Origin of the sequence: Isoptericola variabilis 225 (assembly GCF_000215105.1) — a bacterium.
Lineage (GTDB): Bacteria > Actinomycetota > Actinomycetes > Actinomycetales > Cellulomonadaceae > Isoptericola > Isoptericola variabilis_A.
In genome coordinates this window covers 1,556,248-1,575,293 of record NC_015588.1, presented here as the reverse complement: position 1 = coordinate 1,575,293, position 19,046 = coordinate 1,556,248, and the positions used below count along the sequence as shown (strand labels likewise).

Annotated in this window: 20 protein-coding genes; 8 read left to right on the top strand and 12 right to left on the bottom strand. The window is 75.3% G+C overall.

What is annotated here, in order from left to right; all coding sequences use genetic code 11:
- Positions 1-41: 41 nt before the first annotated feature.
- The 7 genes from prcA to ISOVA_RS07275 all read right to left on the bottom strand — a co-directional run bounded on the left by prcA (position 42) and on the right by ISOVA_RS07275 (position 7,665).
- Complete coding sequence (prcA, locus tag ISOVA_RS07305; RefSeq protein WP_013838604.1) at positions 42-764, bottom strand: proteasome subunit alpha; 723 nt, start codon at positions 762-764, stop codon at positions 42-44.
- Complete coding sequence (prcB, locus tag ISOVA_RS07300) at positions 761-1,630, bottom strand: proteasome subunit beta (protein WP_013838603.1); 870 nt, start codon at positions 1,628-1,630, stop codon at positions 761-763. Before prcB ends, prcA begins: the two co-directional genes overlap by 4 nt.
- Before the next feature lie 6 nt (positions 1,631-1,636).
- The gene (locus tag ISOVA_RS07295; RefSeq protein WP_013838602.1) at positions 1,637-1,834 is read right to left on the bottom strand and encodes a ubiquitin-like protein Pup; all 198 of its coding nucleotides are present in this window, start codon (positions 1,832-1,834) and stop codon (positions 1,637-1,639) included.
- Positions 1,835-1,946: 112 nt separating this feature from the next.
- Positions 1,947-3,650, bottom strand: coding sequence for a depupylase/deamidase Dop (dop, locus tag ISOVA_RS07290; RefSeq protein WP_013838601.1), 1,704 nt, complete (start codon positions 3,648-3,650; stop codon positions 1,947-1,949).
- A gap of 34 nt (positions 3,651-3,684) precedes the next feature.
- The gene (arc, locus tag ISOVA_RS07285) at positions 3,685-5,328 is read right to left on the bottom strand and encodes a proteasome ATPase (RefSeq protein ID WP_013838600.1); all 1,644 of its coding nucleotides are present in this window, start codon (positions 5,326-5,328) and stop codon (positions 3,685-3,687) included.
- 167 nt (positions 5,329-5,495) lie between these two features.
- Positions 5,496-6,512 (bottom strand): tRNA (adenine-N1)-methyltransferase, encoded by a 1,017-nt coding sequence (locus tag ISOVA_RS07280; RefSeq protein WP_013838599.1) that lies wholly within the window; start codon positions 6,510-6,512, stop codon positions 5,496-5,498.
- Positions 6,513-6,546: 34 nt separating this feature from the next.
- Entirely contained in the window at positions 6,547-7,665 is a 1,119-nt protein-coding gene (locus tag ISOVA_RS07275) for a site-2 protease family protein (protein ID WP_013838598.1), read from the bottom strand.
- A 72-nt stretch (positions 7,666-7,737) separates the two neighbouring features.
- Here ISOVA_RS07275 and ISOVA_RS07270 point away from each other — a divergent pair, with 72 nt between their 5' ends.
- Positions 7,738-8,592, top strand: coding sequence for a RecB family exonuclease (locus ISOVA_RS07270; RefSeq protein ID WP_013838597.1), 855 nt, complete (start codon positions 7,738-7,740; stop codon positions 8,590-8,592).
- Positions 8,593-8,595: 3 nt separating this feature from the next.
- Here the strand turns inward: ISOVA_RS07270 and ISOVA_RS07265 are convergent, their stop codons facing one another.
- Positions 8,596-9,255 carry an HAD family hydrolase gene (locus ISOVA_RS07265; protein WP_143762081.1) on the bottom strand — a complete coding sequence of 220 codons (660 nt, stop codon included), beginning with the start codon at positions 9,253-9,255 and terminating at the stop codon, positions 8,596-8,598.
- Between the two features lie 159 nt (positions 9,256-9,414).
- Between ISOVA_RS07265 and ISOVA_RS07260 the strand changes: the two genes are divergently transcribed.
- Positions 9,415-10,992, top strand: a complete 1,578-nt coding sequence (locus ISOVA_RS07260) for an NAD-dependent epimerase/dehydratase family protein (RefSeq protein WP_233275968.1) — start codon at positions 9,415-9,417, stop codon at positions 10,990-10,992.
- Here the strand turns inward: ISOVA_RS07260 and ISOVA_RS07255 are convergent.
- Positions 10,922-11,563, bottom strand: coding sequence for an SDR family NAD(P)-dependent oxidoreductase (locus ISOVA_RS07255; protein WP_013838594.1), 642 nt, complete (start codon positions 11,561-11,563; stop codon positions 10,922-10,924). The two genes, ISOVA_RS07260 and ISOVA_RS07255, sit on opposite strands and share 71 nt — an antisense overlap.
- A gap of 94 nt (positions 11,564-11,657) precedes the next feature.
- Here ISOVA_RS07255 and ISOVA_RS07250 point away from each other — a divergent pair, with 94 nt between their 5' ends.
- Genes ISOVA_RS07250 through ISOVA_RS07240 form a run of 3 tightly spaced genes read left to right on the top strand, consistent with a single transcriptional unit; the run spans position 11,658 to position 14,302 of the window.
- Positions 11,658-12,593 (top strand): PfkB family carbohydrate kinase, encoded by a 936-nt coding sequence (locus ISOVA_RS07250; protein WP_013838593.1) that lies wholly within the window; start codon positions 11,658-11,660, stop codon positions 12,591-12,593.
- Positions 12,594-12,617: 24 nt separating this feature from the next.
- Positions 12,618-13,394: a 5'/3'-nucleotidase SurE gene (surE, locus tag ISOVA_RS07245; RefSeq protein ID WP_013838592.1), complete on the top strand. Its 777-nt coding sequence runs from the start codon at positions 12,618-12,620 to the stop codon at positions 13,392-13,394.
- Positions 13,391-14,302, top strand: coding sequence for a PAC2 family protein (locus ISOVA_RS07240; RefSeq protein ID WP_013838591.1), 912 nt, complete (start codon positions 13,391-13,393; stop codon positions 14,300-14,302). Before surE ends, ISOVA_RS07240 begins: the two co-directional genes overlap by 4 nt.
- Here ISOVA_RS07240 and mshC read toward each other — a convergent pair.
- Positions 14,299-15,576 (bottom strand): cysteine--1-D-myo-inosityl 2-amino-2-deoxy-alpha-D-glucopyranoside ligase, encoded by a 1,278-nt coding sequence (gene mshC / locus ISOVA_RS07235; protein ID WP_013838590.1) that lies wholly within the window; start codon positions 15,574-15,576, stop codon positions 14,299-14,301. The genes ISOVA_RS07240 and mshC overlap by 4 nt on opposite strands.
- A gap of 29 nt (positions 15,577-15,605) precedes the next feature.
- Positions 15,606-16,478: an undecaprenyl-diphosphate phosphatase gene (locus ISOVA_RS07230; protein WP_013838589.1), complete on the bottom strand. Its 873-nt coding sequence runs from the start codon at positions 16,476-16,478 to the stop codon at positions 15,606-15,608.
- Positions 16,479-16,549: 71 nt separating this feature from the next.
- Between ISOVA_RS07230 and ISOVA_RS07225 the strand changes: the two genes are divergently transcribed.
- Positions 16,550-17,518: an aldo/keto reductase gene (locus ISOVA_RS07225; protein WP_041294806.1), complete on the top strand. Its 969-nt coding sequence runs from the start codon at positions 16,550-16,552 to the stop codon at positions 17,516-17,518.
- 7 nt (positions 17,519-17,525) lie between these two features.
- Here the strand turns inward: ISOVA_RS07225 and ISOVA_RS16730 are convergent, their stop codons facing one another.
- Entirely contained in the window at positions 17,526-17,843 is a 318-nt protein-coding gene (locus ISOVA_RS16730) for a hypothetical protein (protein ID WP_013838587.1), read from the bottom strand.
- A 75-nt stretch (positions 17,844-17,918) separates the two neighbouring features.
- Between ISOVA_RS16730 and ISOVA_RS07215 the strand changes: the two genes are divergently transcribed.
- Together ISOVA_RS07215 and ISOVA_RS07210 are read left to right on the top strand one after the other, a co-directional pair.
- The gene (locus tag ISOVA_RS07215; protein WP_013838586.1) at positions 17,919-18,158 is read left to right on the top strand and encodes a DUF5703 family protein; all 240 of its coding nucleotides are present in this window, start codon (positions 17,919-17,921) and stop codon (positions 18,156-18,158) included.
- Positions 18,159-18,168: 10 nt separating this feature from the next.
- Entirely contained in the window at positions 18,169-18,936 is a 768-nt protein-coding gene (locus tag ISOVA_RS07210; RefSeq protein ID WP_013838585.1) for a fructosamine kinase family protein, read from the top strand.
- Positions 18,937-19,046 lie beyond the last annotated feature (110 nt).

Here is a 19,046-nt window from a genome sequence, read left to right as displayed (position 1 = left end):
GCCGGCTCCTCCCCTCGCGCGGTCCACGGTGCTGCGCCGCCTCAGCCCTCGGGCGGCGCGAGCAGGTCGGCGAGCGACGCCCCGCTCACGCGCCGGAACGCCCGGCGCGGGCGGCGGCGGTCGAGCACGGCGACCTCGAGCTGGGTCGGCGGGATCTCGCGCTCGGAGCCCTCGGCGACGACGTTGCCGTCCGGCCCGACCGCCCCGAGCGTGCGCACGGCCAGGCGCAGCACCTCGTCGAGCGGCATGTCGGGCTGCCACCCGTCCGCGACCCGGGCGCCGAGCTGCTCGGCCTGGCCGCCCATGACGACGTGGCCGTGCTCGTCGGCGACCGAGCCGTCGTACGACAGCCGGTAGATCTGGTCCTCGGCCGACGTCGCGCCGACCTCGGCGACCACGAGCTCGACCTCGAGCGGCTTCGACTCGGTGGTGAACACGGTCCCGAGCGTCTGCGCGTACGCGTTGGCGAGGCCGCGCGCGGTGACGTCGGTGCGGTCGTAGGAGTAGCCGCGCAGGTCCGCGTAGCGCACGCCCGCGACCCGCAGGTTCTCGAACTCGTTGTACTTGCCCACCGCCGCGAACGCGATGCGGTCGTAGATCTCGGAGATCTTGTGCAGCGCGCGCGACGGGTTCTCGGTCGCGAACGCGATGCCGTCGTCGTAGGCGAGCACGACGACCGAGCGTCCGCGGGCGATGCCCTTGCGCGCGAAGTCCGCCCGGTCCTTCATCAGCTGCTCGGGCGAGACGTAGAACGGCATGGTCATGCGCGGGCACCTCCCCGGTCCTCGTCGCCGCGGCGCCCCGCGAGGATCTGCTCGACGAGCGTCGAGAGCTCGTCGTCGTCGACCCGGCGGTAGCCGTCGGCCGTCACGGTCGCCACGACCGGCCAGATGCGCCGGACGGTGTCCGGGCCGCCCGTGGCGCTGTCGTCGTCGGCGGCGTCGTAGAGCGCCTCGACCGCCACGCGCACGGCCTGCTCGGCGTCGAGCCCGCGGCGCCACAGCTTCTTCAGGGCGCCGCGCGCGAAGACCGAGCCCGAGCCGACGCTGTGGTGGTCGTGCTCCTCGTAGCGCCCGCCCGTGACGTCGTAGCTGAAGATGCGCCCGAGGCCGCGCTCGAGGTCGTAGCCGCCGAACAGCGGCACCACGGCGAGGCCCTGGAGCGCCAGGGACAGGTTGCCGCGGATCATCGTGGACAGCCGGTTCGCCTTGCCGTCGAGCGACATGACCGAGCCCTCGATCTTCTCGTAGTGCTCCAGCTCGAGCTGGAACAGCCGCACGAGCTCGACCGCGATGCCGGCCGAGCCGGCGATCCCCACGGCCGAGTACTCGTCGGCCGGGAAGACCTTCTCGATCTCGCGGCTCGCGATCATGTTGCCCTGCGTCGCGCGCCGGTCGCCCGCCATGACGACGCCGCGCGGGCCGTCCTCGGGCCCGAACGTCAGCGCGACGATCGTCGTCGCGTGCGGCGCCAGGCCCGAGGCGCTCACGCCCGCGCCTCCGCCGGACGCGGCGAGGCGGCGCCCGGGCAGCAGGTCGGGCGCGTGGTCGGCGAGGAAGTCCACGAAGGACGACGATCCCGGGCGCAGGAACGCGTCCGGGAGCCGTCCTGAGGTGTCAGCGCTGGTCATGAGGGCTCACTGACCGCCCTTCTGGACGAAGCCGCGGACGAACGACTCGGCGTTCGTCTCGAGCACCTCGTCGATCTCCTCGAGCAGGGCGTCCACCTCGGCGTCGCGCTCGTTCGCCTGCGGCGCGGCAGGTGCCGGCGCGTCCGCGTCGTCGTCGGGCGTACGGTCATCGTGCTGCGGGTTGACCCGTTCCTGACCGGCCATGGTCCGCCTCCTTCGCTCGGTCCTGCGATGAAGTGTCGCGAACGTCAGCCTATGCGCTGGGACGCCCGCCGTGGGTCCGGCGGGGCGGCGTGTGCGCCCAGGGCTGAAACCTTCACCCCTCGCCGCGCAGGCCCTTGAGCAGCGCGGCCGCGTCCGGGCTGGCGTCGAGCAGCGCGCCGATGTGCCGGCGCGTGCCGCGCGTGGGGTCGAGCATGGGCACGCGCTGCAGCGCCGTCGCGCCGGGCACGTCGAAGATGACCGAGTCCCAGCTCGCGGCCGAGACCTCGCCTGCGTACCGGGCCATGACCTCGCCGCGGAACCAGGCGCGCGTGTCGGCGGGCGGGTGGTGCACCGCGTGGGTCACCTGCTCCTCCTCGACGAGCCGCTCGACCGCGCCCGAGGCCACGAGGCGGTGGTAGATGCCGCGCTCGGGCCGCACGTCGGACCACTGCAGGTCCATCGCGTGCAGCCGCGGGTGGTCCCAGTCGAGCCCGTCGCGCGCGCGCAGGCCCTCGAGCAGGCGCCGCTTGGCGACCCACTCGACCTCGCGCGCGCACGACGCCGGGTGGGTGCCGAGGCGGTGCAGCACGGAGCGCCAGCGGTCGAGCACCTCGTCCGACGCCTCGTCCGACCCGAGCGCGACGAGCGCGCGGGCCACGACGTCCGCGTAGGCCTCCTGGACCTCGAGCGCGGTCCGCCGCGTGCCGTCGGCGAGCTCGAGCGGCAGCGAGAGCCCGAGGTCGCGCGAGACCCGCTGGACGTCGCCGACCGGGTCGGCGAGCCGCAGCGCGGCGAGCTCGGCGCGCGCCGGCACCCCGGCGTCGGCCAGCTGGTCCAGGTGCTCGAGCACCCACAGCACGAGCGACGTCGTGCCGAGCTTGAGGTAGGTCGCGACCTCGAAGTGGTTCGCGTCGCCGAGGATGAGGTGCAGCCGCCGCCACCGCGTGCGGTCGGCGTGCGGCTCGTCGCGCGTGTTGACGATCGGGCGACGCAGCGTCGTCTCGAGCCCGACCTCGGCCTCGATGTAGTCGGCCCGCTGCGACAGCTGGTAGCCGGCCTCGGCGCCCGTCGGGCCGAGGCCCACGCGGCCCGACCCGGCGAAGACCTGCCGCGTCACGAGGAACGGCGTGAGCAGCTCGGCGAGCGTGCCGAACGGCAGCGCGCGGTCGACGAGGTAGTTCTCGTGCGTGCCGTAGCTCGCGCCCTTGCCGTCGACGTTGTTCTTGTAGAGCACGACCTCCGAGCCCGGGACCCGCGAGAGCTCGCGCGAGGCCGCGAGCATGACCCGCTCCCCCGCGACGTCCCACAGCACGCCGTCCAGCGGGTTGGTGACCTCGGGCGAGGAGTACTCGGGGTGGGCGTGGTCGACGTACAGGCGGGCGCCGTTGGTGAGGATGCAGTTCGCGGCGCTCGGGTCGTCGTACTCCTCGCCCGCGGGGCGCTCGACGTCCTCCGGGCCGGCGGCCGCGCCGCGCCGCGAGCGCCCCCCGGGCGTCGCGCCCGCACCGGCGACCCGGGCCGACGCGGGGCCCGCCGGCGTGTCGACCGCCCCGCCGGCGGCCGGGCCGGCGGGCGCCGGCCGCGACGGGTCGTCGGTGAGCAGCGACGGGTGCGCCGAGGCCCGCTGCAGGTGGAACCCGCGGGCGTCCTGCAGCGGGTCCTCGTCGTCGTAGTCCCACCGGGCGGGCGGGTGCCCGCCGGGCCGGCCGCCCGACGTCAGGGCCCGGTAGGTCGTCACGACCTGCGAGCTCATGAGCATCGGGTTCGCCAGGGGCCGGCCCGGGGACAGCACGCCGTACTCGGTCTCGATGCCCATCACGCGACGAACGCTCACGCGTCCACCCTATGGCTCACAGGTACTGGCCCGTGCTCGTCACCGTGTCGATCGTGCGCGGCGTCCCGTTCTCGCCCTTCTTCTGGACGATCGTGCGGATGAAGACGATGCGCTCGCCCTTCTTGCCGCTGATCCGCGCCCAGTCGTCCGGGTTGGTCGTGTTGGGCAGGTCCTCGTTCTCCTTGAACTCGTCGACGCACGCGGACAGCAGGTGCTCCACCCGGATGCCGCGCTGGCCCGTGGCCAGGAAGTCCTTGATGGCCATCTTCTTGGCGCGGTCGACGACGTTCTGGATCATCGCGCCCGAGTTGAAGTCCTTGAAGTACAGGGTCTCCTTGTCCCCGGACGCGTACGTGACCTCGAGGAACTGGTTCTCCTCGTCCTCGGCGTACATGCGCTCGACGACGCTGCGGATCATCGCCTCGACCGCCGCCTCCGTGCTGCCGCCGTGCTCGGCGAGGTCGTCGGCGTGGATCGGCAGGTCCGGCGTGAGGTACTTGCCGAAGATCTCCTTGGCACCCTCGGCGTCCGGCCGCTCGATCTTGATCTTCACGTCGAGCCGGCCCGGGCGCAGGATCGCCGGGTCGATCATGTCCTCGCGGTTCGACGCGCCGATGACGATGACGTTGTCGAGCCGCTCGACGCCGTCGATCTCGGCGAGCAGCTGCGGCACGATCGTCGTCTCGACGTCGGACGACAGACCCGTCCCGCGCGTGCGGAACAGCGACTCCATCTCGTCGAAGAACACGACGACGGGCATGCCCTGCGAGGCCTTCTCGCGGGCCCGCGCGAAGATCAGGCGGATGTGCCGCTCGGTCTCGCCGACGTACTTGTTGAGCAGCTCGGGACCCTTGACGTTGAGGAAGTAGCTCTTCGCGCTCGGGTCCCCCCCGCGCTTCTCGGCGACCATCTTCGCCAGCGAGCTCGCGACGGCCTTCGCGATGAGCGTCTTGCCGCAGCCGGGCGGGCCGTACAGCAGCACGCCCTTGGGCGGGCGCAGCCCGTGCTCGCGGAACAGGTCGGGGTAGGAGAACGGCAGCTCGACGGCGTCGCGGATCGCCTCGATCTGCGGCCCGAGCCCGCCGATGTCCTCGTAGGCGATGTCGGGGACCTCCTCGAGGACCAGCTCCTCGACCTCCGACTTGGGCACGATCTCGAAGACGAAGCCGCTGCGGACGTCGACCGTCAGCGAGTCCCCGACGCGCAGGCTCGACCCGGTGACCGAGCCGGCGAGGCGCACGACGCGCTCCTCGTCGGCGCGCCCGACCACGAGCACCCGCTCGTCGTCGAGCACCTCCTTGACCGTCACGAGCTCGCCCGTGCGCTCGTAGCCGCCGGCCGACACGACCGTCATGGCCTCGTTGAGCTTGACCTCCTGGCCGGGCTTGAGCTCGGCGACGTCGAGGCTCGGGCTCGCGGACACGTGCATCTTGCGGCCGCCCGACGAGATGTCGACCGACCCGTCCTCGTGCGCGGCGAGGAACGTGGCGTAGGTGCCCGGCGGCTTGGCGAGCTCGTCGATCTGCTTCTTCAGCTCGACGATCTGGTCCCGGGCGGCGCGGAGCGCCTCGGCGAGCCGCTCGTTCTTGGCGGCGAGGAGCGCGAGCTGGGCGTCGCGGCTCGGGCCCGTGGGCTCGGGGCGGACAGGGTTCTCGGTCATCGCATCCCCTCTCGTGCAGGCCCGGGGTGCGGCCTTCCCGAGCCGGGAAGGTGCCCCCGAGATACAGCACCCTAGAGGTCAACGACGACACTCGTGCGTTCATTTCGCGGTGCGGCCGCCAGGTTCACACGACCGTCACGAGACGGTGACCGCACCGAGACCTGCGGTCAGGCCTGTCCGTCGGCCTGCTCCGGCGCCTGCCCGACCTCGCGGCGCGCGCGGCGCAGCTTCTTGTCGGAGACCGGCCGCTCCCCGAGGTCCTCCTCGGTCCACTCGGCGTCCGGCCCGGGGTACGCGCCCTTCGCGGGGCGGCGCGTGCGCTCGGGCGGGGTCACGCCGTCGGCGAGCCGGCGCGCGGTGACGAGGAACCCTGTGTGCCCGATCATCCGGTGCTGGGGACGCACCGCGAGGCCCTCGAGGTGCCAGCCGCGCACCATGGACTCCCACGCGACCGGCTCGGCGAACCGGCCGTCGGCGCGCAGGTCCTCGACGGTGCGCGAGAGCTGCGTCGCCGTGGCGACGTAGGCGACGAGCACGCCGCCCGGCACGAGCGCGCGGGCCGTGACGTCGATGTTCTCCCACGGGGCGAGCATGTCGAGCACGACGCGGTCGACCGTGCCGGGCTCCGCCACGGTGGGCAGCACGTCGGCGAGGTCGCCCACCGACAGGCGCCAGGCGGGGTGCGGGCCGCCGAAGAACGTCTCGACGTTGCCGCGCGCGACGGCCGCGAAGTCCTCGCGCCGCTCGATCGAGTGCAGCTCGCCCGCGTCGCCCACCGCGCGCAGCAGCGACATCGTCAGCGCGCCCGAGCCGACGCCCGCCTCCACGACGCGCGCGCCGGGGAAGATGTCGGCCATCTGGACGATCTGCCCGGCGTCCTTGGGGTAGACGACCGCGGCACCGCGGGGCATCGACAGCACGTAGTCGCTGAGCAACGGGCGCAGCGCGAGGTACTGGACGCCGGCGGTGTTGGTCACGACCCAGCCCTCGGGCCTGCCGATGAGCTCCTCGTGGCGGAAGTAGCCCTTGTGGGTGTGGAACGTCCCCCCGGGCTGGAGCGTGATCGTGTGCAGGCGGCCCTTGGGGTCGGTCAGCTGCACCTTGTCGCCCACGCGCAGCGGGCCGCGGCGCAGGTCGGCGCCGGTGGCCGTGGGGACGGGTCGCGCGGAGTCGGCGGAAGTCACGGCGGGCAAGTCTACCGGCGGGGCTGCCGGCGGCTCACCGGCGCACGGCCGCCGCGACGCGCGCGACGTCGAGCACGCCCGTGACCCGCCCGCCGTGGAGGACGGGCACGACGCGCGCGCCGGCCGACGTGCGCGCGAGCCGCTCGAGCAGGTCGGGCCCGGCGAGGTCGGCGTCGACGCCCGACCCGGGCGGGAAGGGCACGAGGGCCGAGTCGACCGGCGTGGACGCGGCACGGTCGGCCGGCACGGCTCCCGCCGCGGCCGGGTCGACCCACCCGAGCGGGTCGCCCGACGGCCCGACGACGACGAGCGCCGTGCTGGGGTGGCCCGCGACGGTCGCGCCCGCCTCGGCGACGGTCGTGCCCGACCGGACCACGACCGCGGGCGCGGCGAGCGTCGCGACGCTCAGGCCGGTGAGCCGGGCCCGACGGCGCTCGGTGGCCATCGCGTCACCCGCGCCCGCCCACAGGAACGCCCCGACGAGGGCGGCCCACATGACGGTGACCCAGCTCGCCTGGCGCCCCTCGACGAGCGGCCACGCGAGCGCCCACAGCACCACGCCGACCGCCACGACGCGTCCGACCCACCCGGCGGCGACCGTGCCGCGCGTGCGCGAGCCCGTCACGGCCCACACGAGCGACTCGAGGATCTGGCCGCCGTCGAGCGGCAGCCCGGGCAGCAGGTTGAACAGCCCCACGAAGGCGTTGGAGAACGCGCCCGCGTACAGCAGCATCGCGGGGATCGACGCGACGGTCTGCGCCTCGAAGGCGAACCACAGCGCGACCGCGAGCGCCAGGTTGGTCAGGGGCCCGACGACCGCGACGAGCGCCCCGTCGAGCGGGCGTCGCGTGGCGCCCGTGTACGCGGTGTGGCCGCCCCAGAGCGTCACGGCGAGCTCGGTGACCTCATGCCCCCGGGCGCGCGCCACGAGCGCGTGCGCGACCTCGTGCAGGAACACCGAGGCGAACAGCAGCAGCACGAACGCGAACGACACGACGAGCACGCCCGTGGTGTCCAGGAGCGGGGCGAACGCGCGGACGGTGGGCGCGAAGACGAACGTCAGGACGACGGCGGCGAGGAGCCACGACGGCGTGACGACGACGGGCGCGCCCGCGACACGGCCGACGACCCAGCCCTTGGAACGAGAGGTCACGCGGTCAGGCTATCGGCGCCGCCTGTGGACGGCCCGACAGACGTGTCGCCGCCGCGCCGTAGGGTGGCGCGCATGACGACGACCGCGGAGCGGACGGTACCGGCGCTCTCGCCCTCGCGGGCGAACGACTTCATGCAGTGCCCGCTGCTCTTCCGCTTCCGCGCCGTCGACCGCCTGCCCGAGCCGCCGTCGTCGGCGGCCGCGCGCGGCACGCTCGTGCACGCCGTGCTCGAGCGCCTCTACGACGCGCCGCTCGGCGAGCGCACGCAGGAGGCGGCGCTCGCGCTGCTGCCCGCCGAGTGGGAACGGCTGCTCGAGGCCGAGCCCCGGTACGGCGAGCTCTTCGCCCCGGGCGGCGACGCCGACGGCGTCGCGCTCGAGGACTGGCTGCGCGGCGCCGGGCGCCTGCTCGGCACGTACTTCACGCTCGAGGACCCGAACCGGCTCGAGCCCGAGGCGCGCGAGCTGCGCGTCGAGACGCGGCTCGAGGGCGGCCCGACGCTGCGCGGCATCGTCGACCGGCTCGACGTCGCGCCCGACGGCGCGGTGCGCGTGGTCGACTACAAGACGGGCCGGGCGCCGCGCCCGGGGTTCGAGGCCGGGGCGCTGTTCCAGATGCGCTTCTACGGGCTCGTCCTGTGGCGCGAGCGCGGGACCGTGCCGCGCATGCTCCAGCTCGTGTACCTCGGCGACGGCCAGGTGCTGCGCGCCGAGCCCCACGAGCGCGAGCTCGAGGTCACCGAGGCGAAGGTGCGGGCGCTGTGGGCCGCGATCGAGGAGGCCGCGCGCACGGGCGAGTGGCGCGCGCGCCGCAGCCGCCTGTGCGACTGGTGCTCCCACCGGGACCTGTGCCCGGAGTTCGGCGGCACGCCTCCCGCGATCCCCGAGGGCGCCCTGCTCGAGCGCCTGGGCGTCGACGCGGCGTAGCGGCTACGCCACCTCGTCGCGGCGCCCTGTGAGGTCGAGCACCTCGCCGGCGCCGATGCGCGCGATCGTGCCGAGGTCGACGGCCGCCAGGGACGACGCGCGGCTGAGCCCCGCGAGGTGCGGCACCGGCAGCACCGCCTCCACGCCGAGCGTGCGCGCGCCGGCCGCGAGCGCCGAGGCGATGCCCGTGGGCGAGTCCTCGATCGCGACGCACCGCCGCGGGTCGACGCCGAGGCGCTCGGCGGCGAGGAGGTACGGCTCGGGGTCGGGCTTGCCGCGCGTGACCTGGTCGCCCGTGACGAGCGTGGCGAACGCGCCGTCGGGCCCGCGCGCGACGACCTCCTCGGCGAGCACCGCGTACGACATCGTGACGAGCGCGCACGGCACGCCCGCGTCGGACAGCGCGGCGAGCAGCTCCCGCGCGCCCGGCTGCCACGGGACGCGCGTGCGGACCTGCGTCGTGACGCGCGCCAGGAGCCGGTCGACGATGGCGGGCGGCTCCAGGTCGACGCCCGCGTCGCGGAGGACCTCGGCCGAGGTCAGCAGCGGCTTGCCGACGAGCTGCAGCGCCTTCTCGTGCGACCAGCGGCCGCCGTGCGCCTCGACGAGCTCGTGCTCGGCGCGGATCCAGTACGGCTCGGTGTCGACGAGCGTGCCGTCCATGTCCCACAGGACGGCGTCGGGCAGGGGCGTGCTCGCGGTGCTCAGGGGAGGCTCCCTCGGTCGGTGGCGGGTCGTGGCCGGTGGTCGGTGGCCGCGACGAGCCTACCCACGTGCGGGGGCCCGGCGCCGGTGCGACCGTGAAGCATGCGAGTCGCGATCGTGGGGGCAACGGGGAACGCCGGGACCGCGCTGCTGCGCGCGCTGGCGGCGGATCCCCAGGTCACGTCGGTCCTCGGGCTGGCCCGACGGCTGCCCGACCGGACCGCCGAGCCGTACTCCGGCGCCGAGTGGGCGTCCGTCGACGTCGCGACCGAGGAGCCCGACGACGCGGTCGCCGACCGCCTCGCGGAACGGTTCCGCGGCTGCGACGCGGTGGTGCACCTCGCGTGGCTCATCCAGCCCAACCGGGAGCGGGACCTGCTGCGGCGCGCCAACGTCGACGGGACGCGGCGCGTCGCGCTCGGGGCGGTGCGCGCGGGCGTCCCGCACCTGGTCGTGGCGTCGTCGGTCGGCGCCTACTCGCCGGTCGACGACGACGCGCCGCGCCGCGAGGACTGGCCCACGGACGGCATCCCGACGTCGCACTACAGCGTCGACAAGGCCGCCCAGGAGCGCGTGCTCGACGAGGTCGAGGCGGAGCACCCCGGGCTGACGGTCGCGCGCCTGCGCACCGCACTCGTGTTCCAGGGCGACGCGGCGCAGGAGATCGTGCGGTACTTCCTCGGCCCGCTCGTGCCGACGCAGCTGCTGCGGCGCGGACGGCTGCCGGTGCTGCCGCTGCCCGCGGGCGTGCGCGTCCAGGCGGTGCACGCGGACGACGCGGCGGACGCGTACCGGCGCGTGGTGGTCGGGCGCGCGGGCGGGGCGTTCAACGTGGCCGCGGACGACCTGCTGCGCGGCCCCGACCTGGCCCGGATCGTCGACCACGGTCGGCTGGTCGAGGTGCCGCCCGCGCTCGTGCGGCCGCTCGTCAGCGCCGCGTACGGCGCCCGCGCGGTCCCGACGGACCCGGGCTGGCTCGACATGGCGATGGGCGTGCCCGTGCTGGACACGACGCGGATCAAGGACGAGCTGGGCTGGCGGCCGCGGCGCACGGCGGCCGAGGCGGTCGCGGAGCTGATCGACGGCATGGCCGTGGGCCGCGGCGTGCGGTCGACGCCGATGCGCCCGGCCACGCCCCGACCCCCGGTCGAGTCGGCGATCGCGCTGCGCGGGCGCGAGTCGGCCCACGTCCCGGAGACCCTCGACGCCGGCCTCCTGGGCCTGTACCTGTCGGACCACTTCACGGGCGCGACGGCGGGCCTGGAGCGGACGGAGCGCATGGCCGAGGCGTACGGGGACACGCCGTACGGCCCGGAGCTCGCCGAGCTGGCCGAGCAGATCCGTGCCGAGCGCGAGCTCTACCGGACGCTGCTCGACGCCCTCGGCGTGCCGCGGCGCCGCCACCGCCAGGCGGCCGCCTGGGTCGCCGAGCGCGTCGGGCGGCTCAAGCTCAACGGCCGCCTCGTCGAGCGCTCGCCGATGTCCGCGGTGCTCGAGGCCGAGCTCATGCGGTCGGCCGTCCTCGCCAAGATCGGCGGGTGGCAGACGCTGCGCGAGCACGCCGACGAGCTGGGGCTCGACCCCGAGCAGTTCGCCGAGCTCGTCGAGGTCGCGCGGGGCCAGATCACCGTGCTGGACCGGTTCCACGAGTACGCGCGCACGCGGGCGTTCCGCGCGGGTGGCGCGTCCGTCTAGCGCCGGCGCCCGCGTCGCGCGCGACGCGGGCCGGGTCGTCCTTGGGCCCGCGCGCGAGCCGCGTGCCCTGCATGCGGCCCGCCGCGAAGAACGCCGTGTCCGTCGGGCCGGGCAGGAGCGCGGTGACCGTGACCCCGGTGCGCCGCAGCTCGTGCCGCAGCGCCTGGGCGAACGACAGGCCGAACGCCTTGGCCGCCGCGTACGTCGCGTAGTACGGGCCCGGCATCGTCGCGGCGACCGACCACGTCACGAGCACCCGGCCCCCGCCGCGCTCGACCATCGGCGGCACGAGCCGCTTGGCTAGGTGGACGGGCGCGACGACGTCGAGCGCGACGACCGCGAGGTCGTCCTCGAGGGGCGTGTCCAGGAACGCCCCGCCGTTGGCGACGCCCGCGTTGAGCACGAGCACGTCGACCGGCCGGCCGACGGCGTGGACGGCCTCGACGAGCGCCTGCAGCCCGTCGGGGGTCGTGAGGTCCGCGCGCACGGCGTCGACGCGCGCGCCCGTGAGCGCGAGCTCGGCGGCCACCACCGCGATGCGGTGCGGGGCGCCGGTGGGGTCGGTCGTCATGGACCGGCGCTAGGCAGGGTTCGTCCCACCGGCACGCCGCGGCCGCCCGCACCCGCGCGGGCGGGTGCCGGCGAACCCGCCTAACGTCCTGAGCATGAACCGAGAGTCGTCCCCCGCGCTCTGCGTGCTCACGCCGGACCCGCTGCTCACGGTCGAGATCGAGGGCGACCGCGCCGGCGGCGCGCCGGAGATCCACGTGCACCCCGGCGGCCAGGGGCTCTGGGTCGCGAAGATGGCCGAGTCGCTGGGCGCGCGCGTCGTGGTCTGCGGTCCGTTCGGCGGCGAGACCGGCGAGCTCACGGCTCACCTGGCCCGCACCGACAACCTGGAGCTGCGCCCGACGGCGCACGGCGGCGGCGCGGTCGTGGTCCAGGACCGGCGCTCGGGCGAGGCGGAGGAGATCGCCGTCATGCCGCCCGAGCCGCTCGACCGGCACGCGCTCGACGACCTGTACAGCATGGCGCTCGTCACCGCGCTCGACGCGGACGTGTGCGTGCTGACGGGCACCCAGTTCGACCTCGGCGTCCCGGCGGACCTCTTCGGCCGCCTCGCCCGGGACCTGGCCGCCTCGGGCCGGGCGGTCGTCGCGGACCTGTCGGGCGACGCGGCCCGGGCGGTCGCCCAGGAGGCGGCGACCGTGCTGAAGATCAGCCACGAGGAGCTGGTCGAGGGCGGGTTCGCGAAGGACGACTCGGTGGGTGCGCTGCGGGCCGCGGCGACCGAGATGATCGACGGCGGCCCCGGGGCGGTCGTCGTCTCGCGCGCCGACGAGCCGACCCTGCTCGTCACGGCGGACGCCACGTGGACGGTCACGACGCCGCCCGTCACCACGGTCGACCACCGGGGCGCGGGCGACTCCATGACGGCGGGCATCGCGGTCGGGGTCGGGCGCGGCCTCGAGCTGCCCGACGCGGTGAGCCTCGGCGCGGCGGCCGGCGCCCTGAACGTGGCGCGGCACGGCCTCGGCACGGGGCGGCGCGACCAGATCGAGAGCTTCGCGCGGCGGGTGACCGTCGAGACCCTGGACTGACCGGACGACGAGGAGGAGTGAACCATGCTGGCCCTGGTGACCAACGACGACGGCATCGACTCCCCCGGCCTCGCCGTCCTGGCGCGGGTCGCGGCGCGGGCCGGGTTCGACGTGCTCGTCGCGGCCCCGCGCGAGGAGTCGTCCGGTGCGTCCGCCGCGCTGCACGGCGCCGAGCGCGACGGGCGCCTGCTCGTCGAGCCGCGCGACGCGCCCGGGCTGCCCGACGGCGCGCGCTCTCTCGCGGTGGCGGCCGACCCGGCCCTCATCGCGTTCGTCTCCGCCTACGGCGCGTTCGGCCCGAAGCCCGACCTCGTGCTGTCGGGGGCCAACCGCGGCCCGAACGTCGGCAACGCGATCCTGCACTCGGGCACGGTCGGGGCGGCGTTCACGGCGACGGCGCTCGGGATGCGCTCGCTCGCGGTCTCGGTCGACGCGGAGGACCCGCGGCACTGGGAGACGGCCGAGCACGTCGCGGCGCACGCGCTGGACTGGGTCGCGCGCACGGAGCTCGGGCGGCGCACGCTCAACGTCAACGTCCCCGACGTCCCGCCCGCCGAGCTGCGCGGGCTGCGGCAGGCGCCGCTGGCGTCGTTCGGTGCCGTGCACGCGCGCGTGGCCGAGCCGGACGACGACGACACCGCGCTCGTGCTGCGCTACGAGGGCACCGAGCGCACGACCGAGCCCGAGTCCGACGCCGGCCTCCTGGCCCGCGGCTGGGCGACCGCGACGCTTCTGCTCGCCCCGTACGCCGACGCGTCCGTCGAGGTACCGGGCCTGGATGGCAATACGCTGGACGGATGAGCACCCCGGACCGCGAGCACACCGCGCCCGACCTGCCCGCCCTGGACCACCTCGAGGCGCCCGCGGGGCGGCACGCCGCCCGCACGACCGTGCTGATCGCCGCGTTCGAGGGATGGAACGACGCCGGCGGCGCCGCCACGGCCGCGCTCGAGCACCTCGAGCACGTCTGGGGCGCCGAGACGGTGCACGAGCTCGACCCCGAGGACTACCACGACTTCCAGGTGAACCGGCCGATGGTGACCGCCGGCCCGGACGGCCGGCGGGTCGTCGAGTGGCCGACGACGCGCGTGGCGGTCGCGCACCTGCCCGGCCGGACCGTCGTGCTCGTGCACGGCATCGAGCCGTCGTTCCGGTGGCGCTCCTACTGCGACGAGCTGCTCGCGGTCGCGGCCGAGCACGGCGTGCGCACCGTGGTGACGCTGGGCGCGCTGCTGGCCGACGTGCCGCACACCCGGCCGATCCCCATGACGGCCACGTCGGAGAGCGAGGGCCTGCAGGCGGTGCTCGACGTCGAGCCGAGCACCTACGAGGGGCCGACCGGCATCGTCGGCGTGCTCCAGCACGAGGCCGCCGCGCGCGGGTTCCAGTCGGTCTCGCTGTGGGCGGCCGTGCCGCACTACGTGGCCAACCCGCCGTCGCCCAAGGCCACGCTCGCCATCCTCACGCGCGTCGAGGAGCTGCTCGGCGAGACCGTGCCGCTCGGCGACCTGCCCGAGGACGCCGAGGCCTGGCAGCACGGCGTCGACGAGCTCGCGTCCGAGGACGCGGAGATCTCCGAGTACGTGCAGCAGCTCGAGCAGGCCAAGGACACGGCCGAGCTCCCGGAGGCGTCGGGCGAGGCCATCGCCCGGGAGTTCGAGCGCTACCTGCGCCGCCGCGACACCGGCGGGGGCAAGGAGACGCCCTAGAGGCGGATCCCGAGCAGCGCGTCGACGGTGCGGGCCACCACGCCGGGCGCGCCCTCGTCGTCGCCGCTCGTGTCGCGCGCGGGGTCGAGCGCCCGCTCGGCCCACGCGTCGACGGCCGCGAGCGCCGCGGGCGCGTCGAGGTCGGTCGCGAGCGCCGCGCGCACGGCGGCGAGCGTCGCGGTCGCGTCCGGTCCGCCGTTGCCGGACACCGCGGCGCGCCAGCGCTCGAGGCGGGCCGCGCCCGCGGCGAGGTCGGCGTCGGTCCACTCCCACTCGGAGCGGTAGTGGTGCGCGAGCAGCGCCAGGCGGATCGCCATGGGGTCGATGCCCGCCTCGCGCAGCGCGGAGACGAACACGAGGTTGCCGCGCGACTTGCTCATCTTCTCGCCCTCGTAGGCGACGAGCCCGGCGTGCACGTGCACCCGTGCGCCGCCGTCGCCGAGCAGGCGGTCGTGCGACGTCGACATCTCGTGGTGCGGGAACAGCAGGTCCGCTCCCCCGCCCTGGAGGTCGAACGGCAGGCCGAGCCCGTCGCGCGCGATGACCGCGCACTCGATGTGCCACCCGGGGCGGCCGGTGCCCAGGCTGCCGCCGTGCCAGGCCGGCTCGCCGGGGCGCTCGCGGCGCCACAGGACCGGGTCGAGCGGGCTCTTCTTGCCCTCGCGCTGCGGGTCTCCGCCGCGCTCGGCGAACAGCGTGGTCATGGTCTCGGTGTCGAGGCGCGAGACCGCGCCGAACGCGGGGTCGGCGGTGAGGTCCGCGTAGACGTCGCCCAGGTGGGGGTCGTCGCCGCCGGCGCCGGGCTCGACGGGCACGCGGTAGGCCGCGCCGTCGGCCAGGAGGCGCTCGACCGCGTCGACGACGGCGGGGATCGACTCGACCGCGCCGGTCCAGGTCGCGGGCGGCACGACGCCGAGCGCCGTCATGTCCTCGCGGAAGAGCGCGATCTGGTCCTCGGCCAGCGCGCGCCAGTCGACGCCGGTCGCCTCCGCGCGCTCGAGCAGCGGGTCGTCGACGTCGGTGACGTTCGAGACGAACGTCACGTCCTTGCCGGCGTCGAGCCAGGCCCGGTGCAGCAGGTCGAACGCCACGTACGTGGCCGCGTGGCCGACGTGGGTCGCGTCGTAGGGCGTGATGCCGCACACGTAGTACCGCGCCGTGGGACCGGGCGCGGCCTCGACGAGCTCGCCCGTCGTGCTGTCGTGCACCCGGATGGGGTGCGGCTCGACGGGTCGCGGGAGTCCGGGGATCTGCGGGGCGGGCCAGGGTCGCACGCGCCCAGGCTACCTGCCCCGGCCGGAGGTCAGACGGTGTGCCCACCGGTCGGCGTGAGCACTCCCGTGAGCAGCAGGACCACGACGACGGCGGCCAGCACGAGCCGGTAGTAGACGAACGGCCGGTACGAGTAGGTCGACACGATCTTGAGGAAGCCGATGATCACGACGTAGCCCACGACGAACGCCACGAGGGTCGCCAGGACGGTCGCCAGCGCGCCCGCCGAGCCCGGTGCGGGGTCGCCCGAGACGGCCTTGCCGAGCTGGTAGAACCCCGAGCCCAGCACCGCCGGGACGGCGAGCAGGAACGAGTAGTCGGCGGCGGCCTTGCGCGTGAAGCCCATGAAGAGGCCCGCCGTGATGGTGCCGCCCGACCGGGACACGCCCGGGACGAGCGCGAGCGCCTGCGCGAGGCCGAAGAGGACCGCGCGCCGGGGCGTGAGCTGGTCGAGCCGCCGCACGCGCGCGCCGACCTGGTCGGCGACCGCGAGCAGCAGGCCGAACCCGGCGAGCATCGCGACCGTGATCCACAGGTTGCGCAGCGACGTCTCGATCGCGTCCTGGAACAGCAGGCCCAGCACCACGATCGGCACCGAGCCGAGCGCGATGTACCAGGCCATGCGGGCGTCGGGGTCGTGGGCGCCGAACCGCGCGGCGAGGTCGCGGCCGTGGTCGCCCCGCAGGGCCCGGAACCACGCGACGCAGATGTCGCGGATCGTGCGGCGGTAGTAGAGCAGCACGGCGGCCTCGGTGCCGATCTGCGTGATCGCGGTGAACGTCGCGCCCGGGTCCACGCCTCCCATGAGCTCGCCGACGATGCGCAGGTGCGCGCTCGAGGAGATGGGGAGGAACTCGGTCAGGCCCTGGACCAGGCCCAGGAGGATGGCTTCCCACGCGTTCACGGGCGGCCACACTACAGCCCGGCGGCGCGTGCCCCGCCCGCCACGCGCCCGGCCCCGGTACCCTGCCCGGCATGGAGCGTCGTCAGGTGGGCCGGTCGGGTTTGCGCGTGTCCGCGCTGGGCCTGGGCACGATGACGTGGGGACGCGACACGGACGCCCTCGACGCCGGCGAGCAGCTGCGCGACTTCCTCGACGCGGGCGGCACGCTCGTCGACACCGCGGCGACCTACGGCGACGGCGACGCCGAGCGGCTCATCGGCGAGCTGCTCGCGGGCAAGATCGACCGCGACGAGCTGGTGCTGTGCACCAAGGGCGGGGTCCGCGCGGGCGCGCACGGCACGACGGCGGACGCCTCCCGCGGCGGCCTGCTCGCGGACCTCGACGCCTCGCTCTCACGGCTCGGCACCGACCACGTCGACCTGTTCCTCGTCGCGTGCCCGGACCCGGCCACGCCGCTCGACGAGACCGTCTCGGCGCTGCGGCTGGCCGTGACGTCGGGCCGCGCCCGCTACGTCGGCCTGTCGAACCACCCGGCGTGGGCGGCCGCGCGCGCGGCGACGCTGCTCGAGGCGGGCGACGGCGTCGGGCTGGCCGCGCTCGAGCTCGAGTACTCGCTGCTGCAGCGCGGCGTCGAGCGCGACGTCGTCCCCGCCGCGGCGGCCCTCGGCATGGGGCTGCTCGCGTGGTCGCCGCTGGGGCGGGGCGTGCTCACCGGCAAGTACCGGCGGGCGCTGCCCGCGGACTCGCGCGCGGCCTCGCCCCACCTGGCGGCGTTCGTCGACCCGTACCTCGACGACGCGTCGTCGGCGGTCGTGGAAGCGCTCGCGATCGCGGCCGAGGGGCTCGGCCGGGCGCCGCTCGAGGTCGCGCTCGCGTGGCTGCTCGCGCGCGAGACGGTCGCGGCGGCGATCGTGGGCGCGCGGACCCCGGCGCAACTGCGCACGTCGCTCGCGGCGGCCGACCTCGGCCTGCCGGACGAGGTGCACGCCGCGCTCGACGACGTGTCCGCCGTCGACGTGGGGTACCCCGAGCGGTGGTAGCGCGGTACTAGGTGCGCGAGGGCTGCCCGACCTCGTCGTCGTCGAGGTCGTCGAGGCCCGTGTCGAGGTCGTCGAGATCGTCCTCGTCGTCGTCCTCGTCCTCGTCCTCGTCCTCGTCGTCGTCCCCGTCGTCGAGGAGGAACGGCGTCACCTCGGAGTACACCTGCGCCAGGGCGTCCTCGTAGACCTCGAAGGCGTCGGCGAGCACCTCGTAGGCATCGTCGACCGCGGGGTCGTCGTCACCCCGGCGGGTCGACACCGCGTGGAAGTGCGCCTCGAGAGCGGCGACGAAGCGGTCCAGCGCGGCACGCGGGTCAGCGGTCATGCTCTGACCGTAGCGCCACCAGGGGCACAATGGGCAGACGAACGGCAGGAGCCGACGACTTCGGGAGGACGACGGATGGCAGCCAGCTCCCCGGCGGGCACCCGCGACGCCACCTCCGCGTGGCGCAAGCACGGCCAGTACGAGTACCGCGTGCTGACCATCGACCGGCACACGAGCGTCCCGGACGCGCGGCGCATGCTCACCGAGGAGGCCGAGTACGGCCGGTGGGAGCTGGCCCGCACGCGGCTGTACATGGGCGGCGAGCGGAAGGTCTGGCTGCGCCGCAAGATCATCAAGGTGACGCCGACGCTCTGAGGGCGCCGGCGTGACGACGGTGCACTGCAAGAGCCGCGTCGGCGCACCCCCGGGCTACTTCGCCACCGAGGCCGCGGGACTGCGCTGGCTCGAGGTACCGGGCGGGCCGCGCGTCGCGCGGGTGCTCGACGTCGGACCCTCGCACCTCGACCTGGAGCGCCTCTCCACGGCACGCCCCACCTCCGCGGACGCACGCGCGTTCGGGCGCGCGCTCGCCGTCCTGCACGACGCCGGCGCCCCGGCGTTCGGCGCGCTCCCGCCCGGCGCGGACGCCGGGTTCTTCGGCCCTCTCGACGACCCGCTGCCGATGGTCGCCGGAGCGTGGGACGACTGGCCGACGTTCTACGCCGAGGCGCGGCTGCGGCCCGTCGTCGAGCAGGGCCGCGAGCGCGGGATGCTGACCGCCGACGACGCCGCGCTCGTCGAGGCGGTGTGCGCGCGGCTCCCGCGGCTCGCGGGCGACGCGGCGGACGAGCCGCCCGCGCGGGTGCACGGCGACCTGTGGTCGGGCAACGTGCTGTGGTGCCCCGAGGCGGTGCTCATCGACCCGGCCGCGCACGGCGGCCACCGCGAGACCGACCTCGCGATGCTCTTGCTGTTCGGCGCCCCGCACCTCGACGAGATCCTCGCGGGGTACGGCGACGTGCACCCGCTCGCGCCCGGCTGGCGCGAGCGGGTCGGCCTGCACCAGCTGTACCCGCTCGCGGTGCACGCGGTCCTGTTCGGCGGCGGCTACGTCGGGCAGACGCGCCGCCTCCTCGCCGGGCTCGCCGCCTAGGGCGCCGCGTCGTCGAGCAGCCCCCCGCTCGGCCTCCGCGACGGCCCGCTCGACGACGGCACGCAGCTTGTCCTGCTCCTCGACCGCGCGCTCGACCTCGAGCCGGATGT

What these genes read in the sequence shown, in the direction of transcription:
- prcA (WP_013838604.1), bottom strand. Translation starts at nt 764, where the DNA reads ATGACCATGCCGTTCTACGTCTCGCCCGAGCAGCTGATGAAGGACCGG.
- prcB (WP_013838603.1), bottom strand. Translation starts at nt 1,630, where the DNA reads ATGACCAGCGCTGACACCTCAGGACGGCTCCCGGACGCGTTCCTGCGC.
- ISOVA_RS07295 (WP_013838602.1), bottom strand. Translation starts at nt 1,834, where the DNA reads ATGGCCGGTCAGGAACGGGTCAACCCGCAGCACGATGACCGTACGCCC.
- dop (WP_013838601.1), bottom strand. Translation starts at nt 3,650, where the DNA reads ATGGGCATCGAGACCGAGTACGGCGTGCTGTCCCCGGGCCGGCCCCTG.
- arc (WP_013838600.1), bottom strand. Translation starts at nt 5,328, where the DNA reads ATGACCGAGAACCCTGTCCGCCCCGAGCCCACGGGCCCGAGCCGCGAC.
- ISOVA_RS07270 (WP_013838597.1), top strand. Translation starts at nt 7,738, where the DNA reads ATGACGACGACCGCGGAGCGGACGGTACCGGCGCTCTCGCCCTCGCGG.
- ISOVA_RS07265 (WP_143762081.1), bottom strand. Translation starts at nt 9,255, where the DNA reads ATGGACGGCACGCTCGTCGACACCGAGCCGTACTGGATCCGCGCCGAG.
- ISOVA_RS07255 (WP_013838594.1), bottom strand. Translation starts at nt 11,563, where the DNA reads ATGACGACCGACCCCACCGGCGCCCCGCACCGCATCGCGGTGGTGGCC.
- ISOVA_RS07250 (WP_013838593.1), top strand. Translation starts at nt 11,658, where the DNA reads ATGAACCGAGAGTCGTCCCCCGCGCTCTGCGTGCTCACGCCGGACCCG.
- surE (WP_013838592.1), top strand. Translation starts at nt 12,618, where the DNA reads ATGCTGGCCCTGGTGACCAACGACGACGGCATCGACTCCCCCGGCCTC.
- ISOVA_RS07240 (WP_013838591.1), top strand. Translation starts at nt 13,391, where the DNA reads ATGAGCACCCCGGACCGCGAGCACACCGCGCCCGACCTGCCCGCCCTG.
- ISOVA_RS07225 (WP_041294806.1), top strand. Translation starts at nt 16,550, where the DNA reads ATGGAGCGTCGTCAGGTGGGCCGGTCGGGTTTGCGCGTGTCCGCGCTG.
- ISOVA_RS16730 (WP_013838587.1), bottom strand. Translation starts at nt 17,843, where the DNA reads ATGACCGCTGACCCGCGTGCCGCGCTGGACCGCTTCGTCGCCGCTCTC.
- ISOVA_RS07215 (WP_013838586.1), top strand. Translation starts at nt 17,919, where the DNA reads ATGGCAGCCAGCTCCCCGGCGGGCACCCGCGACGCCACCTCCGCGTGG.